At 73.8% G+C, this 13,245-nt stretch carries 10 protein-coding genes and 2 pseudogenes; 10 read left to right on the forward strand and 2 right to left on the reverse strand.

Annotation, left to right across the window (positions count from 1 at the left end):
• Positions 1 to 19 precede the first annotated feature (19 nt).
• The 10 genes and pseudogenes from allB (at position 20) to ACIGG8_RS14085 (ending at position 11,578) form a co-directional block, all read left to right on the forward strand.
• Complete coding sequence (gene allB, locus ACIGG8_RS14040; protein ID WP_396547928.1) at positions 20 to 1,453, forward strand: allantoinase AllB; 1,434 nt, start codon at positions 20 to 22, stop codon at positions 1,451 to 1,453.
• Positions 1,401 to 2,510: pseudogene (gene alc, locus ACIGG8_RS14045) on the forward strand (allantoicase); the annotation flags it as partial. The gene allB and the pseudogene alc, both read left to right, overlap by 53 nt.
• A 294-nt stretch (positions 2,511 to 2,804) precedes the next feature.
• A complete protein-coding gene (locus tag ACIGG8_RS14050; protein WP_396547930.1) occupies positions 2,805 to 4,265 on the forward strand; it encodes a catalase in 1,461 nt (486 codons plus the stop codon).
• Positions 4,266 to 4,608: 343 nt separating this feature from the next.
• Positions 4,609 to 5,388: an IclR family transcriptional regulator gene (locus tag ACIGG8_RS14055; protein ID WP_396547932.1), complete on the forward strand. Its 780-nt coding sequence runs from the start codon at positions 4,609 to 4,611 to the stop codon at positions 5,386 to 5,388.
• Positions 5,389 to 5,641: 253 nt separating this feature from the next.
• Positions 5,642 to 6,559, forward strand: coding sequence for a metal-dependent hydrolase (locus ACIGG8_RS14060; protein ID WP_396547934.1), 918 nt, complete (start codon positions 5,642 to 5,644; stop codon positions 6,557 to 6,559).
• Positions 6,560 to 6,756: 197 nt separating this feature from the next.
• Entirely contained in the window at positions 6,757 to 7,863 is a 1,107-nt protein-coding gene (locus ACIGG8_RS14065) for a PDR/VanB family oxidoreductase (protein WP_396547936.1), read from the forward strand.
• A 17-nt stretch (positions 7,864 to 7,880) separates the two neighbouring features.
• Positions 7,881 to 8,858: a M24 family metallopeptidase gene (locus ACIGG8_RS14070; RefSeq protein ID WP_396547938.1), complete on the forward strand. Its 978-nt coding sequence runs from the start codon at positions 7,881 to 7,883 to the stop codon at positions 8,856 to 8,858.
• A complete protein-coding gene (locus ACIGG8_RS14075) occupies positions 8,855 to 10,597 on the forward strand; it encodes an SDR family oxidoreductase (protein WP_396547940.1) in 1,743 nt (580 codons plus the stop codon). The genes ACIGG8_RS14070 and ACIGG8_RS14075 overlap by 4 nt, the downstream gene beginning before the upstream one ends.
• 110 nt (positions 10,598 to 10,707) lie before the next feature.
• Positions 10,708 to 10,812, forward strand: a pseudogene (locus tag ACIGG8_RS14080) (type II toxin-antitoxin system VapB family antitoxin); the annotation flags it as partial.
• Between the two features lie 145 nt (positions 10,813 to 10,957).
• Positions 10,958 to 11,578 carry a LysE family translocator gene (locus ACIGG8_RS14085; protein ID WP_350525508.1) on the forward strand — a complete coding sequence of 207 codons (621 nt, stop codon included), beginning with the start codon at positions 10,958 to 10,960 and terminating at the stop codon, positions 11,576 to 11,578.
• 47 nt (positions 11,579 to 11,625) lie between these two features.
• On the opposite strand, the gene ACIGG8_RS14090 is transcribed toward ACIGG8_RS14085, so the two are convergent.
• On the reverse strand, positions 11,626 to 11,919 hold the full coding sequence (locus ACIGG8_RS14090) for a hypothetical protein (RefSeq protein ID WP_350525509.1): 294 nt from the start codon (positions 11,917 to 11,919) through the stop codon (positions 11,626 to 11,628).
• An 80-nt stretch (positions 11,920 to 11,999) separates the two neighbouring features.
• Positions 12,000 to 13,208 carry an XdhC family protein gene (locus tag ACIGG8_RS14095; RefSeq protein ID WP_396547943.1) on the reverse strand — a complete coding sequence of 403 codons (1,209 nt, stop codon included), beginning with the start codon at positions 13,206 to 13,208 and terminating at the stop codon, positions 12,000 to 12,002.
• Positions 13,209 to 13,245 lie beyond the last annotated feature (37 nt).

Genomic DNA, 13,245 nt, shown 5'->3' on the forward strand with positions numbered 1-13,245 from the left:
TTGGTCCCGGAGGTCTCCCATGCCTTTCAGTCAGCCGACGGTGATCCGCTCCCGACGGGCGGTCCTGCCCGACGGCGAGCGCCCCGCGGACGTGCTGATCCGGGACGGGAAGATCGAGCAGGTCGCCGCGCACGGCTCGCTCCCGGCCGGCGACCGCGAGCTCGCCGACCTCGGCGACACCGCCCTGCTGCCCGGCCTGGTCGACACCCACGTGCACGTCAACGAGCCCGGCCGCACCGAGTGGGAGGGCTTCGCCACCGCCACCCGGGCCGCCGCGGCCGGCGGCGTCACCACGATCATCGACATGCCGCTCAACTCGATCCCGCCCACCACCACGGTGGAGGGACTGCTGGTCAAGCGGAAGACCGCCGAGGGTCAGGCGTGGGTCGACCTGGGCTTCTGGGGCGGGGCCGTCCCCGGAAACGTCGCCGACCTCGAACCCCTGCACCGCGAGGGCGTGTTCGGCTTCAAGAGCTTCCTCGCCCCCTCCGGGGTGGACGAGTTCCCGCACGTCGAGGCCGCCGACCTGGAGGCCGCGCTGGCCGAGCAGGCCCGGATCGGGGCGCTGGCGATCATCCACGCCGAGGACCCGACCGTTCTCGCCGCCGCCCCGCAGCAACCCGGCGTCCACTACCGGGACTTCCTGGCCTCCCGCCCCGCCGACGCCGAGACCGCGGCCGTCGCCCACCTGCTCGACACCGCCCGGCGCACCGGCGCCCGGGTGCACATCCTGCACGTCTCCTCCGCCGCCGTGCTGCCCCTGCTGCGCCGGGCGCGCGAGGACGGCGTCCGGGTGACCGCCGAGACCTGCCCGCACTACCTGACCCTCGCGGCCGAGCAGGTGCCCGACGGCGACACCGCCTTCAAGTGCTGCCCGCCGATCCGCGACGAGTCCAACCGGGACGCCCTCTGGGAGGCCCTGGCGAACGGCGAGTTCATCGCCGTCGTCTCCGACCACTCGCCGTCCACCCCCGACCTCAAGCTGCTGCCCGAGTACGGCGGCAGCGGGGACTTCGCGGCTGCCTGGGGCGGCATCGCCTCGCTGCAGCTCGGCCTGCCGGCCGTCTGGAGCGAGGCCCGCCGCCGCGGTCACACCCTGTCCGACGTCGTGCGTTGGATGTCCGCCGGACCGGCCGAACTGGTCGGCCTCACCGGCACCAAGGGCGCCATCGCGCCCGGCCACGACGCCGACCTGGTCGCCTTCGACCCCGACGGCGAGTTCGCCGTCCGGGCGAGCGGGTTGCACCACCGCAACCCGGTGACCCCGTACGCGGGCCGGACCCTCACCGGCGCGGTGCGCACCACCTGGCTCCGCGGCCGCGAGGTGGACACCGCGGCCCGCCCCTTCGGCCGGCAGCTCGCCCGGCCCGCGGCCCCGGCTGCCGCTCCTGCCGCCGCTCCTGTCGCCGACCGTACCGCCGCGCGTACCGCCACCCCGTCCGATCGCTCCTGAAGGAGAGTCAGTGACCACTGCCGACACCCCGAGCGCTCCGTTCACCGAGCTGGTCGACCTGGCCTCCCGACTGCTCGGCGCGGGCGTCGTCGCCACCAACGAGGACACCTTCGCGGACGCCGAGAACCTGCTGGTCGCCAAGCCGGCCGAGTTCCGCCCGCACACCTTCGGCCACAAGGGCCAGATCATGGACGGCTGGGAGTCCAAGCGCCGCCGCGGCGTCTCCGCCGAGCAGCCGCACCCCACCGACCAGGACCACGACTGGGCGATCGTCCGGCTCGGCGTCGCCGGCGCGATCCGCGGCGTGATCGTGGACACCGCCCACTTCACGGGCAACTACCCGGAATCCGGCTCGGTCCAGGCCGTGTCCGTCCCCGGCCACCCCTCGCCGGAGGAGCTGCAGGCCGCCCGGTGGACCACGATCGTGCCGCGCACCCCGCTGCGCGGGAACACCGCGCACGAGTTCGCCGTCGACGACGACGCCCGCTACACCCACGTACGGCTGAACATCTTCCCGGACGGCGGCGTCGCCCGGCTGCGCGTGCACGGCGAGGTGCTGCCCGACCCGCGCGAGCTGGACGGCCTCACCTTCGACCTGGCCGCCCAGGAGTACGGCGGCGTCGCCGAGGCGGCGTCCGACCGCTACTTCTCCTCCCCGCACAACCTGAACGCTCCCGGCCGCGCCTCCGTCATGGGCGACGGTTGGGAGACCCGGCGTCGGCGCGACAAGGCCAACGACTGGGTGCAGATCGCCCTGGCCGGGGGCGGCGAGGTCCTGGCCGCCGAGGTGGACACGTCCCACTTCGTCGCCAACGCCCCCGGCTGGGCCGACCTGATCGGCTTCGACGCCTCGACCGGGGCCGACCCGGCCGACGGCGAGTGGTTCGAGCTGCTGCCGCGCACCCGGCTCCAGCCCGACACCCGGCACCGCTTCCGGCTCGACACCGGCCGCCCGGTGACCCACGTGCGCATCAACGTCTACCCGGACGGCGGCCTCGCCCGCCTCCGGCTCACCGGCCGCCTCACCGAGGCCGGCCGCGCGGCCCTCGCGCTGCGCTGGTTCAACGCCGTCCCGGCCGACGAGGCCGCCACCGCCCTCACCGAGGCCGGGCTGACCGCCGACGAGGCCGCCGCGCTGACCGCCGCCCGCCCGCTGGCGGACCCGGCCGCCGTCGGCGCCGCCGTCGCGGCGCTCCGGCCGACCGACGGCCCCGACGGCGAGCACTCCTCCCGCCGCCGCGCGGCCGCCTGGCGCCTGCTCGGGGCCTGACCCCCCGGCCGGGGCGACAGCCCGACGGATCGTCAGCCCACCCTCCATGCAACGCCCTTATCGACACCTGAAGGACCCTCCATGTCCAAGATCCTGACCACGGAGTCCGGCGCCCCGATCGCCGACAACCAGAACTCGGCCTCGGCCGGCGAGTACGGCCCGCTGTTGATCCAGGACCAGCAGCTGCTGGAGAAGCTGGCCCGGTTCAACCGGGAGCGCATCCCGGAGCGCGTCGTGCACGCCCGCGGCTCCGGCGCCTACGGCTACTTCGAGGTCACCGACGAGGTGTCGCGCTACACCCGGGCGGGCTTCCTCTCCGAGGTCGGCAAGCGCACCGAGGTCTTCCTGCGCTTCTCCACCGTGGCCGGCAACCTCGGCGCGGCCGACGCGGTGCGCGACCCGCGCGGCTTCGCGCTGAAGTTCTACACCGAGGACGGCAACTACGACCTCGTCGGCAACAACACCCCGGTGTTCTTCATCAAGGACCCGATCAAGTTCCCCGACTTCATCCACTCACAGAAGCGCGACCCGTACACCGGCGTGCAGGAGGCGGACAACGTCTGGGACTTCTGGGCCCACTCGCCCGCCTCGACCCACCAGATCACCTGGCTGTTCGGCGACCGCGGCATCCCGGCCTCCTACCGCCACATGAACGGCTACGGCTCGCACACCTATCAGTGGGTCAACGCCGAGGGCGACGCCTACTGGGTGAAGTACCACTTCAAGACCAACCAGGGCGTCCGCTGCCTGGACGGCGACCAGGCCGCCGAGGTGCTCGGCGCCGACGCCGACTCGCACCAGCGCGACCTCCACCAGGCCATCGAGCGCGGGGTGTTCCCGTCCTGGACCCTCTACGTCCAGCTGATGCCGGTCGCCGAGGCCGCGGACTACCGCTTCAACCCGTTCGACCTGACCAAGGTGTGGCCGCACGCCGACTACCCGCTGGTCAAGGTCGGCCGCCTGGTGCTCAACAGGAACCCGGAGAACGTCTTCGGCGAGGTCGAGCAGTCCGCGTTCTCGCCGAACAACTTCGTGCCCGGCATCGGCCCGTCCCCGGACAAGATGCTCCAGGGCCGGCTGTTCGCCTACGCCGACGCCCAGCGCTACCGCCTCGGCGTCAACCACACCCAGCTGCCGGTGAACGCCCCGCGCCCCACCGAGGCCGCCAACTACGGCCGGGACGGCCTCATGGCCGCCAACACCGCGGGCCGCGGCAAGAACTACGAGCCCAACTCGTACGACGGCCCGGCCCAGACCGACGCCGCGCTCGCCGCGCCGGTCAAGGTCGACGGCCACACCGGCACCTACACCACGCCGGCCCACAGCAAGGACGACGACTTCTTCCAGGCCGGTGAGCTCTACCGGCTGATGTCGGCCGGGGAGAAGACCCGTCTGATCGACAACATCGCCGGCTTCCTGGCGCAGGTGACCCGCGACGACATCGTCGAGAAGAACCTCGCCCACTTCCACGCCGCGGACGAGGAGTACGGCGCCCGCCTGGCCGCCGCCGTCGCCAAGCTGCGCGCGGGCGACGAGGGCTGACGGCCGCCGCGGCCGACCGACCACCCTCCCCGGCCACCGGGCCCGCACCCGGTGGCCGCACGGCGGGCCTCTCCCCCCTGGGCAGTGGGGGAGGGGCCCGTCGCGGCGTTCGGCCCGGGGCGGTGCTGTCGGGTCGTCACCGTCGGCTTCGTCACTGCCGGTTGTTGCTACCGGGCCGTAACCGCCGAACCGTGACCTCCGGGGCGCGTTTCCCCAGGTCGACCGGAGGTTGCTCCACGGAATGTTCACGGATATTCACGGACGGCAGTCGTCGGGCCCGCCGGGTCGATAGGCTGGTGCGTGCCCGCGGTCGCTCCGTGGGGGGACATCGGAAGGGGACGACATGTCGACACCAGCCCCGGGTCGTCACGCCGCGCTGGACCAGGGCCTGACCGGCCCGTTCACCTCCCTGCAGCACGCCCTCAGACTGCTGGAGGCGGTCGACCGCCACCCCGACGGCGCCACCCTGGTGGGCCTCGCGCGGGAGACCTCGCTCGGGCTGCCGACCGTGCGGCGGCTCGCGGAGATCCTGGAGATCGAAGGCTATCTCCAGTGCCAGGACGGCGGTTGGGTGCTCGGCGGCACCTTCGCCCTGCTCGGGCAGAACAACCGCGAGCAGCTGGTCAATGCCCGACTGAACCGCAAACTGGCCGAACTCCGGGACGAGTTGGGCGCCGCGGTGTACTTCAGCCGTTACCACGAAGGCGAGTTGTCGGTGGAGGCGGTCTCGGCGGCCGACTACGCCCCGGCGGTCCAGGAGTGGGTGGACTTCCGGGCCACGGCGCACGCCAGTGCGATCGGCAAGTGCCTGCTCAGCCAGCTGGACTCGGACGCCCGGCGCGACCACCTCTCCCGGCACCCGGTCGCCCGGCTCACCTCCCGAACGGTCACCGACGCCGACCAGTTGATGCACCGTCTGGAGCGGCAGCCGGCCACCGTGCCGGTGCTGGACATCCAGGAGTACGCGCTGGGCACGGTGTGCGCCGCCGTGCCGATCACGGCGGGAAGCACGGTCGGCTGCCTGGCCACCTCCATGTCGGCGGACAACATCCACAAGCTGAAGGCCGCCGCCGAACTGCTGGCGGCCCGGGCGGCGCCGCTGATGCTGGCGATGGCGGTCTGAGCCGTCCGCCCGCAGGGCCCCGCCGGACGTGTCGCGTCCGGCGGGGCCCGTGCGTTTCTCACCGCACGTTTCCTTCACGTGTTCCGCCGCGCGGTTCCCGCGTGGTTCCCGGGATGTTTCCGGGGGCGTCCAGCGGTGCACATCACTTATTAGACTCGATGTCGATAAGGGTCGCCGAAACCCTTGTCCCGGCCGCTACCCGCGAGTACGTTTCCCTGAGCCGAGCCGCCGCCCCAGGTCAGGAGGGCCTGCCATGCCCCGATCCACCCCTGTCCCCGCCCTCGCCGCCCCCGCCGCACGCGTGCACGACAGCCTCGTCCTGGAGCCCCGGGACGTCCGCTTCGACTGGGCCCAGCTGCCACTGCACTGGATCCCGGACGAGCCGATGGCCACCCACGTCATCAACGTGCTGCACCTGCTGCTGCCCGAGGGCGAGCGCTGGTTCGTCAAGGTGTTCAAGGAGGCGCTGCCGCTCATCCGGGACGACCAACTGCGCGAGGAGGTCCTCGGGTTCATCGGGCAGGAGGCCATCCACGCCGAGGCGCACCAGGAAGTCCTGGACCACCTGCTCGGCCAGGGGCTGGACCCTCGTCCGTACGTCCGGCAGGTCTCCTGGCTGTTCCAGCGGGTCCTGGGCGACAAGCCGGGGCTGACGCCGGCGCGGCGGCGGGAGAACATCATCGAGCGGGTCGCGTTCATCGCGGCCATCGAGCACTTCACCGCCTTCCTCGGCAACTGGGCCCTCAACTCCCCGGGCCTGGACCGGGCCAAGGCCGACCCGACGATGCTCGACCTGCTGCGCTGGCACGGCGCCGAGGAGGTCGAGCACCGCAGCGTCGCCTACGACCTGATGGTCCACCTGGATCCGGGCTACTTCAGGCGGATCCGCGGGATGGCGGTGTCCGGGCCGCTGCTGGTCCACCTCTGGGTGCGCGGCGCCCGCTTCCTGCTCGCGGCCGACCCGACCCTGGCCGGGCGGCTCAAGCCCAGCTGGCGCGAAGCCGGGCGGATCGCCAAGCGCGGCCTGCTGCCGGACCCGATCGGGTCGATCCGCTCCGGGCTGCGGTACCTGCGGCCGGGCTACCACCCGACCCAGGAGGGGTCCTCCAGCCAGGCGCTGGGCTACCTCGCCACCTCGCCGGCCGCCCGCGCGGCCGCCGCGCGCGGCTGACGGCCGACAGGGTTCAGTGAACCGATGGCAGCGGACGGATGACAGCGAACAGATTTCAGAGAACGTCATCTGTCATCTGTCATCTGTCATCTGTCAGCCGTCCTCCGTCGCCTGTGACCCGTCACTCGTCACCCGTCACCCGCCCCGCGCCCGAAGCCCCGCCCGACGCCTCTCCCGACGCCAAGGAACCCCGCCGGATGGACCTGCTCACCCCGCCCCCCGACCTCTACGGCCGCCCGCGCGCCGACGCCTTCATGCGCTGGCTCACCGCCTTCGGCGACCGCTACTCCCCGGCCCTCGGCGGCCCCCTGCTGCGCCGCAACCCCCGCCGCCCGTTCAGCCGCCCCACCCCGCAGCTGCAGCTGGTCGTCATCGCCCGCCGCGAACTGGCCGCCGACGTCGTCGAGTTGCAGCTCGCCGACCCCTCCGGCGGCCCGCTGCCGGCCTGGCAGCCCGGTGCCCACCTGCGCCTCGCCCTGCCCTCCGGCCGCGAGCGCCACTACTCCCTCACCGGTGACCCGGCCGACCGCACCGCCTACCGCATCGCCGTCCGGCGGCTGCCCGGGGGCGGTGGCGGGTCCGTCGAGATCCACGACGCCCTGCACCCCGGCGCCCGCCTCACCGCCCGCCGCCCGCGCAACGGCTTCGCCTTCTGCGCCGAACCCGCCGTCCTCCTGCTGGCCGGCGGCATCGGCATCACCCCGCTGCTCCCGATGGCCCGCGAGGCGCAGCGCCACGGCCTGGACTGGCGCCTGGTGCACGTCGGCCGCAGTGCCGACACCCTCCCGTACGCGGACGAGCTGCGCGCCCTCGATCCGCGCCGGGTGGTCCTGCGCACCGACGACGAGCACGGCGGCCTCCCCACCGGCGCCGAGCTGCTGGCCCACGCCCCGCGCGGTGCCGCCGTCTACTGCTGCGGCCCGGCTCCGATGCTCGCCGCCGTGCAGCGGGCCCTGGACGGCGGCCCGGAGGGGGCCGACGGGCCCAGCGGTGCGCTGCACTTCGAGCGCTTCGGCGCCGCCCCGATCACCGACGGCGAGCCCTTCGCCGTCCGCCTCGGCACGGACGGCCCGACCCTCGACGTGCCCGCCGACCGGTCCGCCCTGGACGTGCTGCGCGAGGCCCGCCCGGACCTCCCGTACTCGTGCCACCAGGGCTTCTGCGGCACCTGCGAGGTCCGCCTGCTGGCCGGCTCGCCCGACCACCGGGACCGCCGCCTCACCCCCGAGCAGCGCGCCGCCGGTGCCCTGTTGCCCTGTGTCTCCCGGGCCGCCGAGGGTGAGACCCTCGTGCTCGACCTCTAGAAGGAGCAGCCCCCGCCATGGCGAAAGCGACCCCCGCCTTCCGCTACACCGAGCGCGACCTCGCCCGCTTCCGCGAGACCCAGCAGCTCGCCTACCACTGCGCCGAACAGGTCGCCGCCTGGATCGAACCCGGCGTCACCGAGCGGCAGGCCACCGCCGAGCTGCGCCGCCGTCTGGTCGCCGCCGGGGTGCAGGACTTCTTCCACGTCCCGTTCGCCTGGTTCGGGGACCGCACGGCGTTCCGGCACTTCCACACCCCGCTGCAGTTCTTCGCCGGCAACCGCCGCCTGGAGGAGGGCATGCCGTACGTCCTGGACTGCGCGCCGGTCGTGGACGGCTACACCGCCGACATCGGCTACGGCGGCAAGGTCGGCGAGAACCGGGTCTGGGACCGGCTCGCCGCCGACCTGCGGGTCTACCGCGAGCTGATCCTCGCCGAGGTGCGGGCGCGCAAGCCCCTCGCCGAGGTGTACGCGGCGGTGGACGCGCAGCTCGCCGCGCACGGCTACGACAACCGCCACCAGGTCTACCCGGGTCGGGTGATCGGCCACCAGGTCACCCGGACCGTGGCCCGCGGCCCGGCCGGGGTGAACGTCTTCGGCTTCGGCGTGCGCACCCTGCAGACCCTCGGCCGCGAGCTCATCTCCGAGCGCCTGCACGGCCGTTCACCGCTCTGGGCGGACGGGCGGTCGTCCCGGCACGCGCCAACCCCCGGCCTGTGGGCGGTCGAGCCGCACATCGGCTTCCGCGGTGTGGGCATCAAGTTCGAGGAGCTGCTGGTGGTCACCGAGGACGACGCCTACTGGCTGGACGACGACCTGCCGCACGTCCGCCGCTGGACCGCGACCTCGACCTCGACCTCGACCGCGACCTCGACCGCAACCTCGACGTCGACCGAGACCACCGCGACGCCCGCGCCCGCCGGGCCCGAAGCCGCTGCGCCCGCGCCCGCCGCAACGACCGCTGAGCCGAGCACCCTGGAGGCCACCCGATGACGACCCCGACCCGCCGCCGGACCGTCCACTCCGGCGGCCTGCCGCTCGCCGTCTTCGAGCAGGGCGACCCGGCCGCCCCCACCGTCCTCCTCGTCCACGGCTACCCCGACACCCACGCCGTCTGGGACGACATCGCCGCCGACCTCGCCCGCGACCACCACGTGGTCCGCTACGACGTCCGCGGCGCCGGCGAGTCCGGCGTCCCCGCTGACCGCGACGGCTACCGCCTGGAGCGGCTGGCCGATGACCTGTTCGCCGTCGCCGACGCGGTCAGCCCGGACCGCCCGGTCCACCTGGTCGCCCACGACTGGGGCTCGATACAGTCCTGGGAAGCCGTCACCGCGCCGGGCGCCGAGCACCGGATCGCGTCGTACACCACCATGTCCGGCCCCAGCCTGGACCACATGGGGTACTGGCTGCGCCACCGGCTGCGCCGCCCCACCCCGCGCCACCTGCGGCAACTGCTCCACCAGGGCCTGCACTCCTGGTACATCACCGCCTTCCACCTGCCCTACCTGGCCCCCGGCGTCTGGCGCCTCGGCCTCGCCCGGGCCTGGCCGCGGGTGCTGCGCGACCTGGAGCACGTCACCCCGCGCGCCGACCACCCGCAGCGCAGCCTGCGCCGTGACGCCGTGCGCGGCATCGAGCTGTACCGGGCCAACTTCCGCCCCACCATGGGAAGTCCGCGCGAGCGGCCGACCCTCGTGCCGGTCCAGCTGATCACCCTCACCCGGGACCGCTACGTCGGCACCTACCTCTCCGAAGGCCTGGAGCGCTGGGTGCCCGACCTCACCCGCAGGACGCTGCACGCCGGCCACTGGTCGGCGCTGCTGGAGAAGGGAGTCACCGTGGCCGGAATGGTCCGCGAGTTCACCGCCCGCACGGAGGCCGGCCGCGCCGACGAGGCCACGGGGGAGCGACCTGCCCTGGACGACGGCCGGCTGGTGGTCGTCACCGGCGGCGGCAGCGGCATCGGCCGGGCCACCGCGCTGGCCTTCGCCGAGGAGGGTGCCCGGGTGGTGGTCTGCGACTTGGACCTCGCGTCCGCCGAGCGCACCGCCGAACTCGCCTCGCTGATCGGCCCCGCGGCGCGCGCCTACCGGGTGGACGTCTCCGACGGCGCGGCGGTGGACGCCTTCGCGCAGACCGTCGCCGCCGAACACGGGGTGCCCGACGTGGTGGTCAACAACGCGGGCATCGGCCACTCCGGGACCTTCCTGCAGACCACCGAGAAGGAGTGGCAGCGCGTCCTGGACGTCAACCTCTGGGGCGTGATCCACGGCTGCCGCGCGTTCGGCACCCTGATGGCCGACCGCGGCCAGGGCGGCCACATCGTCAACGTCTCCTCGGCCGCCGCCTACCTGCCCTCCAAGGCGCTCACCGCCTACGCCACCAGCAAGGCCGCGGTGTTCATGCTCTCCGACTGCCTGCGCGCCGAGTTCGTCGACCACGGCATCGGCGTCTCCACCATCTGCCCCGGCATCGTCAACACCAACATCACCCGCACCTCCACCTTCTCCGCCACCACCGCCGCCGAACAGGCCGCCAAGCAGGCCCGTGCCGCCAAGCTCTACGCCCGCCGCGGCTTCCCCCCGGAGAAGGTCGCCACCGCCGTCCTCGCCGCGGTCCGCACCGGCAAAGCCGTCGTCCCCGTCACCCCCGAGGCCAAGGCGGCCCGCTTCCTGTCCCGTCTCAGCCCCGGCCTGCTGCGCCTCGCCGCCCGCCTCAACGTCACCTGACCGGGTGAACGTCGCCGGAACGGACCAGCGGGGCCTGCGACATCGAGTGGGATTGTCGACATCGCAGGCCCCGCTCCGTTCCCGGGAGGTCGACCATGGCCCGTATCGTGATGGACGTCAATGACGCGCTGCTGGCCGAGGCCGCCGAGATCCTCGGCACGTCCACCACGGTCGCCACCGTCAACGCGGCTCTCGAAGACGAGGTCAAGCGCCACAGGGGCCAGGAATTCCTCGACCGGTCGGCCGCGGGCGGGCTGCCCGATCCCCGCCGGCCGGCCGACCCGGTGGGTCGTGCCGTCCGGTGCCGCGGACTGACGCCGCCCGGGGCGGTGTCCGGGCCCTGTGAGAGCATCCAGGGCCATGGAGATGACAACCGCGCTGTGGTCCTTCGCCCTCGTCGTGGGGCTGCTCACGCTGACGCCCGGGATCGACACCGCGCTGGTCCTGCGGACATCGGCGCTGGGGCGGCGGCGGCAGGCGTGGGGGGTCGTACTCGGCATCCAGACCGGCACGCTGATCTGGGGGACGCTGACCTCGGCGGGGGTGACGGCGCTGCTCACCGCCTCGCAGCTGGCGTACGACGTCCTGCGCTGGGCGGGCGCGGCGTACCTGGTGTGGATGGGCATCGGGATGCTCCGCGACCGGGGTGCCCGGGTGGCGGTCGAGGACGAGCCGACGGAGGGCGGGTTCGGGCACGGCTGGCGGCGGGGCACGCTGACCAATCTGCTGAACCCCAAGGTCGGGGTCTTCTACGTGGCCGTGCTCCCGCAGTTCATCCCCGCGGGGGCCCCGCACTTCGCCGCCGGCGTGGCGCTGACCTGCGTCCACGTCGTGGAGGGGGTGCTCTGGTCGACGGTGCTGGTGGGCTTCGCCCGGGTGCTGCGGGGCTGGCTGCGCCGGCCGGCGACCCGCAGGCTGATGGACCGGGTGACCGGTGCGGTCGTGGTGGGCTTCGGCGTGAAGCTGGCGCTGGGCGACTGACCGGCGGCCCGCCGGCGGGGCCGGGGGCGGGGCCGGGGCCGGGGGAGTCAGGAGGCCAGTCGCTGCAGGCCCGTCATGAGGTCGTCGGCGTTCATGCAGATGTGCAGGTCGACCTTGGCGTTCATGCGTAGCCAGAACGGCTCGGCGATGGACGGCACCGCGGCCTCGTCCGCGACGTCGATCACGGCGATCAGGGCGCGGTTCCCGTTGCGGGCGAAGAAGTAGGCCGCCTCGGGCTTGAGTTCGGCCAGTGCTTCGCGGAGGCCGTCCGCCATCTCTCCACTGGTGATGGCCTGGTTGGCGGTGGCCGTGTCGAGTTCGATTTCCAGCAGGGCGCGCATGGTCCCCGCTCCTTCCCCGGGCTCGGGGCGAGTCCGCAACTCCAGCGTCCCGCCGCCCCGGTGGGCACGCAACGTCACGCTCAGGCGGCGTGGGTCCGCGGCGGCCGCGCCTCCTCCGCACCGGTGCGGGCGCCGTCGTCCGCCGCGGCCCGGGCCGTGTCGTGGTGGATCGGTCCGTCGCCGGTGCTCAGCGGCAGGCAGCTGCCGCCGCGCCGGTGGGCGATGATCTCGGCGGCGACCGAGACCGCCGTCTCCTCGGGGGTGCGCGAGCCCAGGTCGAGGCCGATGGGGGAGCGCAGCCGGGCCAGTTCGGCCTCGGTGAGCCCGACCTCGCGCAGCTTCGCCTCGCGGTCCCGGTGGGTGCGGCGCGAGCCCATCGCGCCGACGTAGCCGACCGGCAGCCGCAGGGCGCGTTCGAGCAGCGGGATGTCGAACTTGGCGTCGTGGGTGAGCACGCAGAGCACGGTGCGTCCGTCGATCCGGCCGAGCTGGGAGTCCAGGTACCGGTGCGGCCAGTCGACGACGACCTCGTCGGCCTCCGGGAAGCGGCGGGTGGTGGCGAAGACGGGCCGGGCGTCGCAGACGGTGACGTGGTAGCCGAGGAACTTGGCGATCCGCACCACCGCGGCCGCGAAGTCGATCGCCCCGAACACCAGCATCCGCGGCGGGGGCACGTAGGACTCGACGAAGCAGGTGACGGTGCCCAGCTCGTGCTCGTCGCAGGGGCGCCCGTCCAGGCCGAGGACGAGGCGGCCGGTGCGTCCGGCCTCCAGCATCGCCCGGGCCTGCGCGACGATCGCCCGCTCCAGCCCGCCGACGGTGGACGGCCCGACGGACAGCGCCCCGGAGAGGCCGTCGGCGGTGACCGCGAGGGTGGCGCCGAGCAGCGCGGCCGGTCCGGCGATCACCCGAACCAGCGCGACCGGTGTCCCGGCGGCGATGTGGGCGATCCCCGCGTCCAGTCCGGCGTCGGCCCCCGGCACGACCGGCTGGACGAACACGTCCAGGACTCCGCCGCAGGTCAGGCCGACCGCGAAGGCGTCCTCGTCGCTGAAGCCGAAGCGTTCCAGCACCGGCTCGCCGCTCTCGATCGCGGCCTGGCACAGCTCGTACACCGCGCCCTCGACGCAGCCGCCGGAGACGCTGCCGATCGCCTCGCCGCCCGCGTCCACGGCCAGCGCCGCCCCGGGATCGCGCGGTGCGCTGCCGGAGACGCCGACCACGGTGGCCACGGCGAATGCACGCCCGGCCGCGTGCCAGGCCTGCAGCTGCTCGGCGATGTCCTGCATGGCGGAGGCTCCTTACACGGTTCGACAGTAGCGGTGG

Source organism: Kitasatospora sp. NPDC085464 (assembly GCF_044541955.1).
In the GTDB taxonomy this organism is placed as follows: domain Bacteria; phylum Actinomycetota; class Actinomycetes; order Streptomycetales; family Streptomycetaceae; genus Kitasatospora.